Annotated in this window: 8 protein-coding genes, 17 tRNA genes, 2 rRNA genes and 1 riboswitch; of the genes, 4 read left to right on the plus strand and 23 right to left on the minus strand. The window is 44.5% G+C overall.

The window, feature by feature from the left end:
• Nucleotides 1–162: 162 nt before the first annotated feature.
• A tRNA-Gly gene (locus tag BK582_RS24105) sits at nucleotides 163–236 on the minus strand.
• Nucleotides 237–1,010: 774 nt separating this feature from the next.
• Nucleotides 1,011–1,220: a DUF2188 domain-containing protein gene (locus tag BK582_RS24110; protein WP_078597472.1), complete on the minus strand. Its 210-nt coding sequence runs from the start codon at nucleotides 1,218–1,220 to the stop codon at nucleotides 1,011–1,013.
• Nucleotides 1,221–1,379: 159 nt separating this feature from the next.
• Between BK582_RS24110 and BK582_RS24115 the strand changes: the two genes are divergently transcribed.
• Both BK582_RS24115 and BK582_RS24120 read left to right on the plus strand, forming a co-directional pair.
• Nucleotides 1,380–2,258, plus strand: coding sequence for an SDR family oxidoreductase (locus tag BK582_RS24115; RefSeq protein ID WP_078597473.1), 879 nt, complete (start codon nucleotides 1,380–1,382; stop codon nucleotides 2,256–2,258).
• Between the two features lie 125 nt (nucleotides 2,259–2,383).
• Nucleotides 2,384–2,572 (plus strand): hypothetical protein, encoded by a 189-nt coding sequence (locus BK582_RS24120; protein WP_078597474.1) that lies wholly within the window; start codon nucleotides 2,384–2,386, stop codon nucleotides 2,570–2,572.
• Between the two features lie 104 nt (nucleotides 2,573–2,676).
• Here BK582_RS24120 and BK582_RS27415 read toward each other — a convergent pair whose 3' ends face one another.
• Nucleotides 2,677–2,838: a hypothetical protein gene (locus tag BK582_RS27415; RefSeq protein WP_169911248.1), complete on the minus strand. Its 162-nt coding sequence runs from the start codon at nucleotides 2,836–2,838 to the stop codon at nucleotides 2,677–2,679.
• Nucleotides 2,839–3,504: 666 nt separating this feature from the next.
• Between BK582_RS27415 and BK582_RS24125 the strand changes: the two genes are divergently transcribed.
• Both BK582_RS24125 and BK582_RS24130 read left to right on the plus strand, forming a co-directional pair.
• Nucleotides 3,505–4,491: a L,D-transpeptidase family protein gene (locus tag BK582_RS24125; protein ID WP_078597475.1), complete on the plus strand. Its 987-nt coding sequence runs from the start codon at nucleotides 3,505–3,507 to the stop codon at nucleotides 4,489–4,491.
• Between the two features lie 188 nt (nucleotides 4,492–4,679).
• Complete coding sequence (locus BK582_RS24130) at nucleotides 4,680–5,678, plus strand: L,D-transpeptidase family protein (protein WP_177344654.1); 999 nt, start codon at nucleotides 4,680–4,682, stop codon at nucleotides 5,676–5,678.
• Nucleotides 5,679–5,789: 111 nt separating this feature from the next.
• Here BK582_RS24130 and tenA read toward each other — a convergent pair whose 3' ends face one another.
• The 20 genes from tenA to BK582_RS24230 form a co-directional block, all read right to left on the minus strand.
• The gene (gene tenA / locus BK582_RS24135; protein ID WP_078597476.1) at nucleotides 5,790–6,470 is read right to left on the minus strand and encodes a thiaminase II; all 681 of its coding nucleotides are present in this window, start codon (nucleotides 6,468–6,470) and stop codon (nucleotides 5,790–5,792) included.
• A gap of 147 nt (nucleotides 6,471–6,617) precedes the next feature.
• Nucleotides 6,618–6,717: riboswitch (TPP riboswitch) on the minus strand.
• 146 nt (nucleotides 6,718–6,863) lie between these two features.
• Nucleotides 6,864–9,905 carry an efflux RND transporter permease subunit gene (locus tag BK582_RS24140; protein ID WP_244895473.1) on the minus strand — a complete coding sequence of 1,014 codons (3,042 nt, stop codon included), beginning with the start codon at nucleotides 9,903–9,905 and terminating at the stop codon, nucleotides 6,864–6,866.
• Nucleotides 9,906–10,191: 286 nt separating this feature from the next.
• A tRNA-Leu gene (locus tag BK582_RS24145) sits at nucleotides 10,192–10,277 on the minus strand.
• A 32-nt stretch (nucleotides 10,278–10,309) separates the two neighbouring features.
• Nucleotides 10,310–10,398 (minus strand) — tRNA-Leu (locus BK582_RS24150).
• A 20-nt stretch (nucleotides 10,399–10,418) separates the two neighbouring features.
• Nucleotides 10,419–10,493 (minus strand) — tRNA-Cys (locus BK582_RS24155).
• Between the two features lie 11 nt (nucleotides 10,494–10,504).
• Nucleotides 10,505–10,579: transfer RNA gene (locus tag BK582_RS24160), tRNA-Gly, on the minus strand.
• A gap of 8 nt (nucleotides 10,580–10,587) precedes the next feature.
• Nucleotides 10,588–10,662: transfer RNA gene (locus tag BK582_RS24165), tRNA-Gln, on the minus strand.
• A gap of 12 nt (nucleotides 10,663–10,674) precedes the next feature.
• Nucleotides 10,675–10,750, minus strand: a tRNA-His gene (locus BK582_RS24170).
• Between the two features lie 17 nt (nucleotides 10,751–10,767).
• A tRNA-Trp gene (locus tag BK582_RS24175) sits at nucleotides 10,768–10,841 on the minus strand.
• A gap of 30 nt (nucleotides 10,842–10,871) precedes the next feature.
• Nucleotides 10,872–10,956: transfer RNA gene (locus BK582_RS24180), tRNA-Tyr, on the minus strand.
• 60 nt (nucleotides 10,957–11,016) lie between these two features.
• Nucleotides 11,017–11,092: transfer RNA gene (locus BK582_RS24185), tRNA-Thr, on the minus strand.
• A 12-nt stretch (nucleotides 11,093–11,104) separates the two neighbouring features.
• A tRNA-Phe gene (locus BK582_RS24190) sits at nucleotides 11,105–11,180 on the minus strand.
• A 24-nt stretch (nucleotides 11,181–11,204) separates the two neighbouring features.
• Nucleotides 11,205–11,280: transfer RNA gene (locus tag BK582_RS24195), tRNA-Asp, on the minus strand.
• Between the two features lies 1 nt (nucleotide 11,281).
• Nucleotides 11,282–11,358, minus strand: a tRNA-Met gene (locus BK582_RS24200).
• Nucleotides 11,359–11,379: 21 nt separating this feature from the next.
• Nucleotides 11,380–11,455, minus strand: a tRNA-Val gene (locus BK582_RS24205).
• Nucleotides 11,456–11,462: 7 nt separating this feature from the next.
• Nucleotides 11,463–11,537, minus strand: a tRNA-Glu gene (locus tag BK582_RS24210).
• Nucleotides 11,538–11,553: 16 nt separating this feature from the next.
• A tRNA-Ser gene (locus tag BK582_RS24215) sits at nucleotides 11,554–11,647 on the minus strand.
• Between the two features lie 3 nt (nucleotides 11,648–11,650).
• Nucleotides 11,651–11,725, minus strand: a tRNA-Asn gene (locus BK582_RS24220).
• 8 nt (nucleotides 11,726–11,733) lie between these two features.
• A 5S ribosomal RNA gene (gene rrf, locus BK582_RS24225) occupies nucleotides 11,734–11,850 on the minus strand.
• Nucleotides 11,851–11,923: 73 nt separating this feature from the next.
• Nucleotides 11,924–14,858 (minus strand): 23S ribosomal RNA (locus BK582_RS24230).
• Nucleotides 14,859–15,043 lie beyond the last annotated feature (185 nt).

A 15,043-nucleotide genomic window follows, 5' to 3' on the forward strand; every position in this document is an offset into this window, starting at 1 on the left:
TTCTTTCTTTTTTAACTGTTCTGCAATAAAATACATTTTTATAAGGTCTCGCATGAGGACCACGCAGCAGCCTGCTTGATCGCATGTTTAAACATTAAAAAAGCAGCGACTCCCTGCAGGACCACTACTTTTATTCTCTGTATCATATTTAAATTAAGATGATGGAGCGGGTGATGGGAATCGAACCCACGACATCAGCTTGGAAGGCTGAGGTTTTACCACTAAACTACACCCGCATGATTTTCTGGGGAGACTTCGGCTGCTTTCCACGGCCGGACATGTCTCTTCCTCTTCAAGCTTATGCTCCGTAGCGTATACGTCGAGACAACACGCTGCTGTTGCATAGATGCTTTGCTCGTGGCTGAGGTTTTACCACTAAACTACACCCGCATGATTTTCTGGGGAGACTTCGGCTGCTTTCCACGGCCGGACATGTCTCTTCCTCTTCAAGCTTATGCTCCGTAGCGTATACGTCGAGACAACTCGCTGCTGTTGCATAGATGCTTTGCTCGTGGCTGAGGTTTTACCACTAAACTACACCCGCATGATTTTCAGCTGATTTATGGTATTTATTTTACAAGGTGAAAGCTGGATTGTCAAATGAAGCTGGAAGGAAGACCTTTAGATTTCTTCCGGTACTTCAACAGAACACATTACCTTGTGCAGGGACTGCAAGATCCCGACGAAGTGTGGCAAGGCAAGAATATTATAAACTTATCTTTTAATTTACTAAAGGGTCTGGTTATTCCCATCTCCAGACCCTTCAGCCCTTAGCTGCTGCCCATTTACCTTCTGCCTCTCGTCACTCTTCTCATCAGCCCTCTGAACAGCCTGTACATAACATATTTCTTAAATAAACGAACCAACATCTTTTCACCGCCATTCTTTTGGTAGACAAATTCATACATTTCTTATTTTGTTTATTTCCCGGGAATTATATATAAAAAACAATTATTAATGCCTGGAAGAAAAAATGACCGTTCTGAACTGAACGGTCATCTTGTATTTAATTATTTATAAACATGCTCATCCACAATTTCGTGCAAGTGATTATAGATGACTAAGCGGCTTGGCTTATTTTCTTCCGCCAGCTTCTTTCCTTCCGCGATGGCATCGTCCAGATTATCAAATGAAGAAGTTGGTGCAGTATTTTCTATCTTAACATACCAATGCTCCACACTCTCGCCAGTTTTTTCTGCTCTCACTGTATATTCTCTCATGAATGCTCACCTCTTTTTTAACTGTTTAGTGAGGCTCTACCCGTTCAAAAAAATCTTTAAACGCAATCACGTTTCTGGTTTAAGTCCTCTTAAGATAGGTTATTCAAAACTAAATAAGGCAATATAAACTATGAGATTCATTAAGGAGGATGAGACAATATGGAATACGATAAAATTAAGAACAGACAGAAAGATGGACAGCCTGCTCAGGAACAGGACCGACAGCCTGGTTTTGAAAATGAAATGAATCCGGAACCTATATACGACGATCCTGATTATAAAGGAAGCGGGAAGCTGAAAGGAAAAGTAGTCCTTCTTACCGGCGGAGACAGTGGTATTGGGCGCGCAGCCGCTATAGCTTTTGCGAAGGAAGGGGCAAAGCTGGCCATAGTATATAAGGACGAGCATGAAGATGCTGAGAAAACAAAGTCCGAGGTTGAAAAGTATGACAGCGAATGCCTGCTCCTTTCAGGTGATGTTGGTGAGGAAGACTTTTGTCAGGATGCAGTTCAAAAAACGATCGATCAGTACGGGAAATTAGATACGTTAGTTAATAATGCTGCAGAACAGCATTATCAGGAAAAAATTGAGGATATTTCTACAGAGCAGATGGAAAGGACTTTTAAAACAAATATTTTCTCTGCATTCCATTTTATTAAAGCTGCCATGCCTCATCTAAAAGAAGGAAGCACTATTATAAATACTGTTTCGGTTGTTCATTACAAAGGGATGCCAGTTTTAATGGATTATGCTGCTACAAAAGGAGCACTCGTAGCACTAACTCGTTCCCTTTCCCAGAACATCGTCTCTAAAGGGATCAGGGTAAATGCGGTAGCGCCTGGGCCAATCTGGACTCCGTTAATACCTTCTTCCTTCCCTTCTGAAAACGTTGAAGAATTTGGACTAAACAGCCCAATGGGACGTCCAGGGCAACCGGCAGAACTTGCTCCTGCGTATGTATATCTCGCTTCAGGCGACTCTTCTTATGTATCAGGACAGGTGATTCATATCAATGGCGGCGATATAGTTAATGGTTAATAAATTATTAAAAAGGTTCCCTAATTGGGAGCCTTTTTTTGAGCAGTCTGTATGTAATGCCTATCCTTTAATTCACGTATGAAAAAAAGCCTTTTGGAGAAATTATCATTAGGGAGGTGAAAATCATGAGCAGACAAAATGAACGCAATAACCGTAATAACCGCAACAACAGAGCAGACAACAACAACGCAGCAGCTGGCAACAGCCAGGAACTAAACCTGGATAATGTAAGCACTGAATTTGCAAGTGAAAATGCTGCAAACAACAACAGTAACAACAGAAATAACAGAAACAACAGAAATAACAACAATTAATTTGTTTACTTAACCTAATTGAGGACCACCGATTACCGATGGTCCTCTTCCAAAGTCTTTATAATCCTCTTAATATATTGTATGGAGAACCCTGGTCTTGGGTTTTAATCAAAGTCATCAGGGTTTTTCTCAGAAGTATGTTCCCCAGGTGTAGAGCCCTTTTCCCCTCTTTGAGAAGAAATATCTTCGGAGTGCTCTTTCTTTTTCTTTTGTTCAATTGAGTCCTCTTGTTTTTTTTCTGTTTCTCTGGTATTTTCATTGCTCATATTAAGGCACCTCCTGTAGTCCTCTATCACACCGCTTAAGTTCTCCTGTTTTGTCGTCCGGAAAGACCATCCGGAAAACTGCCTTTTGTGCTTTTCCGCATTTTTTACAGTAGAGAAAGAATCAGACTAATTACTACAATTGCACCTACGATCATTAGAATAGTTCTTAACATAACTATACGTCCTCCCTATTGTTAATTTGGTTCTGTTGATTTAATTGCTGACTTGCTGGCAGCCGTTGATTGACCATTACATTACTTGGCTTTTAAGCGGCGCCAGGTTGTCAGCCTAATTACATAAAAATAAATTAATTTTATTCAAAACCAGTCTTTCATTGGTTTAATTATCGTTTCCCATATGTAGAGATAGCTAAACCCCTGCTTAATTATTTTAGGAATAGAGCCAGGGTCCTTAACAGCCAGTATGCTGTCACTCAGGTAAATCTGTGGTAAATGTCGGATTTATGCCATTTTTACCCTTCTCATTATATTGAATATTCCATCAATTATTATATAATGAACTTAAAGGTTCTTTCTAACGAACGGCCAATTATTGAATTCTCCTTATTTTTTCAGACAATAACATACAAACAAATCAATGACCCTTGTGCAACCCGGCTTCAATATTTTTCGTTATATAAACAAAAATAGAAATGGGGAGTTAAGTATGAAAAAATTGTGGGCATTGTCTTTCATTGGTTTGTTGCTGTTTCTCTGGTATGCTCCGGCAGTTGCTGCAGCTTCAGGTGATCAGCTTATTATTATTAACAAAGCTAATAATGAACTGGCATTCTATGAAAATAATAAGCTGGCAAAAACCTTCAGTGTTGCAACCGGGAAAACTTCCAAATTAACGCCGGAGGGGAAATTTAAAGTAGTTAATAAGGTAAAGAACAGACCATTTTATAAACAGAACATCCCTGGCGGTGATCCGCGTAATCCCCTTGGAGCACGCTGGATTGGTTTCAACGCGAAAGGCACTAACGGAAACACTTATGCTATACACGGAAACAACAATCCCTCGTCTATTGGAACCTATGCCAGTAATGGCTGTGTAAGGATGCATAATGAGGAAGTAATATGGCTGTATGACAAAGTAAAAATGAATACAGCAGTTGTTATTGTCTCTACAAAAGATTCTTTTGATACAGTTGCCAAAAAACATGGTTATAAAGTGACCGAGCCTTCTTCTAAAGAACAAACCAAATCTGCCACTTTAAAGGTCGGCAGCAAGGGCGAAGCTGTAAAAAAACTGCAGAAAGATTTGACCTCACTTGGTTACAGCACAAAAGGAACAGATGGAACTTTCGGTCCGAATACAAAGGCGGCAGTCCAGAAATTCCAGCGGGACAATAAATTGAAAGCCGACGGTGTTGCCGGATCAAAAACACTTAGTTTAATAGAAAGTAAGACTGCCAAAAAGCCAGCTTCTGAATCTGCCACAAAATACGGTACTTTAAAAGCAGGTAGTAACGGGCAGCAAGTTAAAGACTTGCAGCAAAAACTTACTTCCCTGGGTTATAACACTAAAGGGGTTGACGGTAAATTCGGGCCGGCTACCAAATCGGCAGTCCGGAAATTTCAAAAAGACAATAAATTAAAAGCTGATGGCATTGCAGGACCTGCCACACAGAAAAAACTGTACAGCAAATAAACCACCATAAAGGTGGCCTTTTTTTTTTTGCAATAAACCATTACTCTTCCACTTCCTGCCCTTTGTCTGCTGTTCATTGCCCTTCTTTTGATCACTGTAAAAAATGTGCGAACTCTTTTGTTTCAAATTAGAAATTAGCCAAGCTGTCTCACATATATATGGAGGGTGATTAAAAAAGGAAAGAAGGAATGGCATTGAAAAAAATTTTGTCCTGTTTTTTAGTTGTTTTCCTGGTCTTATCTTGGTCTCTTCCCTCCGTATCAGCAGCCAGTGATCAATTAATTATCATCAACAAATCAAACAACCAGCTCGCTTTTTATGAAAACGGAAAATTTGTCCGTTCATTCCAGGTAGCAACCGGCCGGAGCCAGAACTTGACTCCTGAAGGTAAGTTCAAGATTGTCAACAGAATTGTAAACCGGCCTTATTACAAAGAGAATATTCCCGGGGGCGACCCCAGGAACCCATTGGGAAACAGGTGGCTTGGAATTAATGCAAGGGGAACGAACGGAAATACTTATGCTATTCATGGGAACAACAATCCAGCTTCAATTGGTACCTATGCAAGCGCTGGATGTGTGAGGATGCATAACGAAGAAGTACGATGGCTTTTTGATAAAGTAAAGGTCAACACTCCAGTAGTTATTACATCATCTTCAAGCTCATTTGAATCTATCGCAAAATCTAATGGGTTTAAAGTGAGCGGCGGCCCCTCAGCCAGCCAGAGCGGAGGAACTCTGAAACAAGGAAGCAGAGGAGAAAGTGTAAAAGAGCTGCAAAAAAATCTCAATACACTTGGTTATAATCCTAACGGAATAGACGGTGTGTTTGGGCCTGGTACTGCGTCAGCAGTAAAGAAATTTCAGAAAGACAATAAATTAACGGTGGACGGCGTTGCAGGTACCAAGACAAAGAACTTAATAGAGGAAAAACTAAAAGGTAAAAAGAAGCCCGCAAGTACTACAACTGGGCAATTGAAAACTACGACTCTCAAATCAGGCAGCAGCGGTTCAGCTGTTAAAGATCTTCAGACCAAGCTCACAGGCTTAGGGTATAGTACGAAGGGAGTAGATGGTAAATATGGACCGAACACCACAGCTGCAGTTAAAAAGTTTCAGCGTGACAATAAATTGACTCCTGATGGAATTGCAGGTCCTAAGACCCTGGAAAAACTAAATAACAAGTAATTTACGAACAAAAAAACAACCACCTGTTCCTTTTTTAACAGGTGGTCGTTTTTTATACATTATTAAATCAAACACGCGAATTAATTAACTGTTATCATGAGTCACCAGACCTTATAGCTTAATCGGCCAGTCTTCTTTATTTTCCGCCATATCCCAGAACATATATTCAAATAAACTAGTTTTTACTACTATCTCTTCCAGTTCCGCTAATTCCCTTTCTGGTTTTCCCTTCGCTATTTCATTCATCAGGTTCTTACAGTCTTCCGCCAGCTCAGTAAACTCATCAGAAGAATACATTTTCACCCAGTGTCCGTAAAATTCATGATCCATTGCTCCGGGCCATTTAGCAAGCTCTTTACCTATAAAATTATAGCTCCATGCACACGTAAGGACAGATGCTATCACATTCTCAACCCCGCCGCGCTGCGATACGTTAAGCATATAGCTCGTATATGCTGTAGTAGTTGACCCAGCTTCTGTTGCCTCAAGCTCCTCATTAGAAATATCGAATTGAGCAGCATACTGGCGGTGAAGATCCATTTCTATATCCAGAGTGCCATGGAGAAGCTTTGCAAATACTGTCATTGTTTCAAGATCCTGCGCTTTTGCACTTCCTATGGCAAAGAGCCTGCAGTATTCAATTAAGTAAACATAATCCTGTTTCATCCAATGTCTGAATTTATCCTTTTCCAGCCACCCCTCGCCAAGGCCTTTTACAAAAGGATGTTCCAGAAAGGTATTCCAAATAGGTTCCACCCGATGCCATAATCGATCTGTAAATAAAGTACTCATTTTATTTCCCCTTTCTAAATTAACATGGTGAAATGTAAGCATTAAGAAGCTTCAGAACTACATCACCTCTTTGTCAGGGGAGAAAAAATACAAAACCCATTTACCTGCAAAAAGGAAATGGGTGCCGCACTGACCATAAAAAGCCATAAACATGCGATTCCACTTCCCTACGCTGGTGTTACCCAGATCAGGTTCAAAGGGTCGATATTCCATCTCTCAGCATTTCCATGCTCCCCTAGCCGAATTGTTATTAAATTAGTTTCCAGTTATAAGTATAATCCTCTGAAACCCCATAAATCAAATTATTTGAAAATTTCGCGAGAGGTTTTCGACATATCCTTTCTTACCATAAAAGAACCTCCTGTCTCCTGACAGGAGGTTTATGAATATTTACTATGCCACGTCAATTACCGTTTTTTCTTTATCCTTATTCTTCCGCTTAAAAAGCTTCCTTAAACCGTTCCCTATATCTTCAAACAGCATATAAACAGAAGGGATTAGCAAAAGCGTTATTAAAGTGGCAAATAACAACCCGCCAATTATAATTGTTGCGAGAGGCGCCTGATAGGCACTGCCGCTGCCAGAAGCTAAAGCAAGGGGGAGCATTCCACCAACAGTTGTTAATGTAGTCATAAATATTGGGCGGAGTCGGTTCTTACCCGCTTCTTTAACTGCTTCATCCGCAGTCAGTCCTTCCTTTCTAAGCTGTTTAGCCCTGTCAATTAACAGGATAGCATTATTCAGCACTATACCAATCAGCATCAGCACCCCTAGAGCAGATATCACACTTAGTTCCCGCTGAGTAATAAGCAAAGCGAGAATTGCCCCTATAAGAGTCATTGGAATTATTGACATTACAATAATTGGATGAGACAGGCTGTTAAACTGAACGGCCATAACTAAATACACGAGGAATATAGATATCCCCACAACAACAAGCAAATCCATAATCATCTCTTGCTGGGCTTCCAAATCTCCCGCCATCGCTATTGTATATCCGGAGGGAACATCAAAGTTTCTTAATACACTTTGCACATCCTTTGAAACAGAACCCAGGTCCCTGCCCTCTACTTCGCCTGAAACTGTTACATACCTTTCCCCATTATCACGGTCAATTTTAACCGGCATACTTATCCTTTCAAGACTCATATAATCGGATAATGGATTTAGGCCAGCACTGCTTAAAACTTCAAAGTCTGCAAGCGCGTCCTCACTGTCAATAACTTTGTTTGTTTTTGCCTTAATCGGAATTATTTCATCACTTACAGCGGCTTCCCCGATTGGTATTGGTGAAAAGGACCCCTGCAGCTGTCCAAAAATATCTATGGTTGTCAGGCCATTTTCATCAAGCGCTTTCTCGTTAAAAACAAATTGCAGCTCTTCAGTAGTATTTTCCACCGAAGTGCCAACATTAACCAGTCCTTCAATCTCTTCGAGTTCGGTAGTCAATTTTCCGCTTATTTCTTCAATTTCAGCCAGGCTGTCTCCTTTAATCATCAGCTGTACCGGTGCTCCCCCCATTGGGCCCATAATCATGCCTGCTCCTGCTACGGGATATTCATCTTCCAGTTCCCGGAGAGCTTCATTTATCGCCGTATTAACTTCTTCCTGCGGAGTAGTTATGTTATCTCCCTTTGTCATATTAACCAGGGTCAATAAATATTGGGGGTCATCAATAAAGATAGTTGTTTCTACATCCGGGACAGAAGCCAGCTTTTCATGTGCTGCTTTTACTATTTCCTCCCGCTCTGCTGGTGTCAGACCATCTTCAAAAGCAACACCGGTTTCAAAGTATCTGTCATACACATCGGGCATTAAAGTAATCGGTACTTTCGTCGTTAACGCAACCGATGCGCCAAAAACAAGGAAGAACATTAAAATCAGACTGTATCGTCGGCGTTTTTTTCCACATAGCCAGCTGATCAAACTTCCGTAAAGCTCGGTAATACTGCCAGTTTTTTTCAGCTTTCTGTCTTTCTTTCTCAGTCTGAGAAAGTTCTCGGAAAGCGCTGGAATGAGTGTAAACGATACTACAACTGAACTTACTAACGCGATAACTACTACGACGCTTAAAATCAGAATAAAGACTCCGAAATCGCCGCCAAACAGCCCCACAGGCACAAAGACCACCACTGTGGTAAGCATGGATGCAATTACAGCTCCAGCTACTTCTTTAACACCTTTAGTTACTGCTTCTGTACCTGTATAACCTTGTTCTTTTTTTCGGTAGATTGATTCGAGTATAACAATCGATGCATCAACCATCATTCCTATTCCTAGGCCCAGACCAATTAAAGTTAACATATTCAGGCTGTATCCAAACATCCACATGACAGCAAACGTCAGCAATATGGATACAGGAATAGCAAGCCCGATAATTGAGGTAGCCCGTAAATTCCTTAAAAATACTACTAATGTAAGCAGGGCAAGTACGCTTCCAATAAGAATGTTTTGTGAGACCCCATCAAGGGAAGAACTGACATAATCTGCCTGATTTACGATTTCATTAAATGAAAAATTAAGGCCGGATTCTTTAATATCCCCTACTTCCATACGGATCTCATCAGCCATTTCAAGCTGTGTATAACCATCTGCTCTTCCTATTTCTACAAATATAAAATCACGGCTTCCGTCCTTCCAGGCCGCTGAGGAATTCTGGTTAGTCTCTACACTTATTTTTGCAACGTCTTTCAGGTTAACCGGGCCTGCTCCTGAAGGGATTTTAGTCTCTTCGATTTGTTCTGTCGATGAAAATGCAGTATCCCATCTGACTGACGTATTATTTTCTTCTGCACTTAATTCACCCAGGGTTGTATCAAGATTTGATTGCTGGAGCAGTCCGGCTGTCTGAGTGATATCCAGCCCGTGGTCATTTAATTTTTCCAAATCGAATTCAATAATATATTCTTTTTCTTCGAGTCCGCTCAACTGTACATCCCGGACAGAAGAGAGGCTCTCAATTCTTGGTTCCACTACAGTTCGTGCAAACTCACTCATCTCTTCCATGGACCCGCCTGAAATTTCCATAAAAAACTCATAGCCCTGGTCAGTACTCATTGGGGTAACGTGAATAAAATTCACCCCATTAATCTGGCTTTCCAGGCTGCTTGAGCCAGCTTCAATTAAACCCCTTACATCATTCAGACGGCCTTCTTCAATCTCAACAAAAACCGAACTGCTCCCAACCATAGAGGATGATTGGAACGACTTTACTCCATCTGTCTGGTTCAGCATATTCTCCAGCGGCCCGGTTACTCTTTCCTCTACTTCAGATACAGGCATATTTCCAGCATTAACACTGATCATCACCATGTCAAAATCAATGGATGGAAGTAATTCCTTATCGAGTTTATTAATTGAAAATACTCCCACTATTAAAACTAGTACAACCATAAGACCTACAGCAATCTTCCGTTCTAGCAGCAATTTGAACAATTTAAATACAACTCCCTCCAAATACCTCTCATTTAACCACCATTGATACTTACGCTTTGAAAGCAAAATGGTTTCTTACTTTTTAGAATTTTTCTAATGCTTTTTAAGCATACTTAATCGAATAGGCAGCAGCTTCCGTCGGGAGACTATTATTTTCTAAGACTTTAGGCGTATTTCTGTAGAAATCTTTTAATAAGAGGAAAAACAGACCTATGACTGTAGCAGCGGAATTATTTCAAACGCAAAAAAACTCCTCATTTATTGAGGAGCTTTAATATATGTATGTTGGTACCGAAGGCCGGACTTGAACCGGCACGCCCGTGAAGGCAGTAGATTTTGAGTCTACCGTGTCTGCCATTCCACCACTTCGGCAAGCTTAATTTAAAGTTTAATTAAAATAAAAATGGTGCCGAGGGCCGGACTTGAACCGGCACGGTAGTCACCTACCGCAGGATTTTAAGTCCTGTGTGTCTGCCAATTCCACCACCCCGGCAGGACTTGTAAATATTAAATTGGAGGCGGCAACCGGATTCGAACCGGTGCATAAGGGTTTTGCAGACCCGTGCCTTACCACTTGGCTATGCCGCCGAACAAAAAAATGGAGCGGAAGACGGGATTCGAACCCGCGACCCCCACCTTGGCAAGGTGGTGTTCTACCACTGAACTACTCCCGCTCGGTAAATGGCTGGGCTAGCAGGATTCGAACCTGCGAGTCACGGAATCAAAATCCGGTGCCTTACCGCTTGGCTATAGCCCATCGTTATTTATCTGGGGCGGCTGATGGGAATCGAACCCACGAATGCCGGAACCACAATCCGGTGCGTTAACCACTTCGCCACAACCGCCATACTGAAAAGTATACTGGCAGGGGCAGTAGGAATCGAACCCACACTGGAGGTTTTGGAGACCTCTGTTCTACCGTTAAACTATGCCCCTGTATGAAAAAAACGGCAGATTCAAAGAAAATGGTGGAGGGGGACGGATTCGAACCGCCGAACCCTGAGGGAGCGGATTTACAGTCCGCCGCGTTTAGCCACTTCGCTACCCCTCCAAGAGAGACAATTATTATGTTACAAAATAAAATTAAATTAGTCAAGGAATTTATTAAGAATGGTGCTGGCCAGAGGACTTGAACCCCCAACCTACTGATTACAAGTCAGTTGCTCTACCAATTGAGCTAGGCCAGCAAGAGGTTAAAGTGGTGGCTCGGGACGGAATCGAACCGCCGACACACGGATTTTCAGTCCGTTGCTCTACCGACTGAGCTACCGAGCCTTAAATTGTTTGATGAATTTAAAATGGCGGTCCCGACGGGAATCGAACCCGCGATCTCCTGCGTGACAGGCAGGCATGTTAACCGCTACACCACGGGACCTTGGTTGCGGGGGACGGATTTGAACCATCGACCTTCGGGTTATGAGCCCGACGAGCTACCAGACTGCTCCACCCCGCGACGATATTATTAGTACTCTAATGGTGGAGGATGACGGGCTCGAACCGCCGACCCCCTGCTTGTAAGGCAGGTGCTCTCCCAACTGAGCTAATCCTCCATATATGTGGTGACCCGTACGGGATTCGAACCCGTGTTACCGCCGTGAAAGGGCGGTGTCTTAACCACTTGACCAACGGGCCAGATTAATAAGTAATATGGCGGAGAGCGAGGGATTTGAACCCTCGAGACGGCTTCATAACCGCCTACACGATTTCCAATCGTGCTCCTTCGGCCACTCGGACAGCTCTCCATATGGCTCCACAGGTAGGACTCGAACCTACGACCGATCGGTTAACAGCCGATTGCTCTACCACTGAGCTACTGTGGAATAAAAAGGCCCAGCGACGTCCTACTCTCACAGGGGGAGAGCCCCCAACTACCATCGGCGCTGAAGAGCTTAACTTCCGTGTTCGGCATGGGAACGGGTGTGGCCTCTTCGCTGTCGTCACTGGACTATAAAATTGAAAGGTTGCCCTCTCAAAACTGGATAACTTTTCTGATTGATAATCTTGCTTAGTAAGACTTATTGGTTAAGTCCTCGATCGATTAGTATCTCTCAGCTTCACATGTCGCCATGCGTCCACACGAGACCTATCTACCTCATCTTCTCTGAGGGATCTTACTCACATAAAGTGATGGGAAATCTCATCTTGAGGGGGGCTTCATGCTTAGATGCTTTCAGCACTTATCCCTTCCACACGTAGCTACCCAGCGATGCTCCTGGCGGAACAACTGGTACACCAGCGGTGTGTCCATCCCGGTCCTCTCGTACTAAGGACAGCTCCTCTCAAATTTCCTGCGCCCGCGACGGATAGGGACCGAACTGTCTCACGACGTTCTGAACCCAGCTCGCGTACCGCTTTAATGGGCGAACAGCCCAACCCTTGGGACCTACTTCAGCCCCAGGATGCGATGAGCCGACATCGAGGTGCCAAACCTCCCCGTCGATGTGGACTCTTGGGGGAGATTAGCCTGTTATCCCCAGGGTAGCTTTTATCCGTTGAGCGACGGCCCTTCCATACGGTGCCGCCGGATCACTAAGCCCGACTTTCGTCCCTGCTCGACCTGTATGTCTCGCAGTCAAGCTCCCTTATGCCTTTGCACTCTGCGAATGATTTCCAACCATTCTGAGGGAACCTTTGGGCGCCTCCGTTACCTTTTAGGAGGCGACCGCCCCAGTCAAACTGCCCGCCTGACACTGTCCCTGAACCGGATCACGGTCCGAGGTTAGAATTTCAGTACAGCCAGGGTAGTATCCCACCAATGCCTCCACCGAAGCTGGCGCTCCGGTTTCCAAGGCTCCTACCTATCCTGTACAAGCTGTACCAAAATCCAATATCAAGCTGCAGTAAAGCTCCATGGGGTCTTTCCGTCCTGTCGCGGGTAACCTGCATCTTCACAGGTAATATAATTTCACCGGGTCTCTCGTTGAGACAGTGCCCAAATCGTTGCACCTTTCGTGCGGGTCGGAACTTACCCGACAAGGAATTTCGCTACCTTAGGACCGTTATAGTTACGGCCGCCGTTTACTGGGGCTTCAATTCAGAGCTTCTCCCTTACGGGATAACCCCTCCTCTTAACCTTCCAGCACCGGGCAGGTGTCAGCCCCTATACGTCGCCTTGCGGCTTGGCAGAGACCTGTGTTTTTGATAAACAGTCGTTTGGGCCTATTCACTGCGGCTCTCTCGGGCTTGCACCCTATCAGAGCACCCCTTCTCCCGAAGTTACGGGGTCATTTTGCCGAGTTCCTTAACGAGAGTTCTCCCGCGCGTCTTAGAATTCTCTTCCCGCCTACCTGTGTCGGTTTGCGGTACGGGCACCAGTCACCTCGCTAGAGGCTTTTCTAGGCAGTGTAGGTACAGGAACTTCGGTACTTAAATTTCCCTCGCCATCACAGCTCAGCCTTATGGCAAACGGATTTGCCTGTTTGCCAGCCTAACTGCTTGGACGCGCATATCCATCAGCGCGATTCCCTGCCTTCCTGCGTCCCCCCATTGCTCAAATGGTGACGTGGTGGTACAGGAATTTCCACCTGTTTTCCATCGCCTACGCCTTTCGGCCTCGGCTTAGGTCCCGACTAACCCTGAGCGGACGAGCCTTCCTCAGGAAACCTTAGGCTTTCGACGGAGGGGATTCTCACCCCTCTTTTCGCTACTCATACCGGCATTCTCACTTCCAAACGCTCCACATGTCCTTCCGGTCATGCTTCACAGCCCTTGGAACGCTCCCCTACCACTGTCCGTAAGGACAATCCATAGCTTCGGTGATACGTTTAGCCCCGGTACATTTTCGGCGCAGAGTCACTCGACCAGTGAGCTATTACGCACTCTTTCAATGGTGGCTGCTTCTAAGCCAACATCCTGGTTGTCTAAGCAACTCCACATCCTTCTCCACTTAACGTATACTTGGGGACCTTAGCTGATGGTCTGGGCTGTTTCCCTCTTGACTACGGATCTTAGCACTCGCAGTCTGACTCCCGAGGATAAGTGATTGGCATTCGGAGTTTGACTGAATTCGGTAATCCTGTGGGGACCCCTAGTCCAATCAGTGCTCTACCTCCAACACTCTTCCCTCGAGGCTAGCCCTAAAGCTATTTCGGGGAGAACCAGCTATCTCCGTGTTCGATTGGCATTTCACCCCTACCCACACCTCATCCCCGCACTTTTCAACGTGCGTGGGTTCGGGCCTCCATCCAGTGTTACCTGGACTTCACCCTGGACATGGGTAGATCACACGGTTTCGGGTCTACAACAACGTACTATAGCGCCCTGTTCAGACTCGCTTTCGCTGCGGCTCCGTCTCTTCAACTTAACCTCGCACGTTATCGTAACTCGCCGGTTCATTCTACAAAAGGCACGCTGTCACCCATGAACGGGCTCCAACTACTTGTAGGCACACGGTTTCAGGATCTCTTTCACTCCCCTCCCGGGGTGCTTTTCACCTTTCCCTCACGGTACTGGTTCACTATCGGTCACTAGGGAGTATTTAGCCTTGGGAGATGGTCCTCCCGGATTCCGACGGGGTTTCACGTGTCCCGCCGTACTCAGGATACACTCCGGAGGAAACAACGTTTCGGCTACAGGGCTGTTACCTTGTCCCGCGGACCTTTCCAGGTCGCTTCACCTACGCTGTTTCTTTGTAACTCCGTATGGAGTGTCCTACAACCCCAGAAGGCAAGCCTTCTGGTTTGGGCTGATTCCGTTTCGCTCGCCGCTACTCAGGAAATCGCATTTGCTTTCTCTTCCTCTGGGTACTAAGATGTTTCAGTTCCCCAGGTCTGCCTTCTCATACCCTATGTATTCAGGTATGGATACTGCCTCATTACAGGCAGTGGGTTCCCCCATTCGGAAATCTCCGGATCAAAGCTTACTTACAGCTCCCCGAAGCATATCGGTGTTCGTCCCGTCCTTCGTCGGCTCCTAGTGCCAAGGCATTCACCGTGCGCCCTTTCTAACTTAACCGTTTTTGCGGCAGATAACCGTCGGATATCTTCGTCAACTGCGCCTTCTCGTTCCTGTCGCGTATTGGTATACGCTCAGTCACTCGAAAGCTTGTTTCCTCGATCTCCTTGGTTCTCCTTGCAAAAACCTTAATAAAAGGTTTTTTACGCAATTATGGCGTCTACATTCAGCCTTATCTAAGACAC

This window comes from Evansella clarkii, assembly GCF_002019695.1.
GTDB lineage: Bacteria > Bacillota > Bacilli > Bacillales > Salisediminibacteriaceae > Evansella > Evansella clarkii.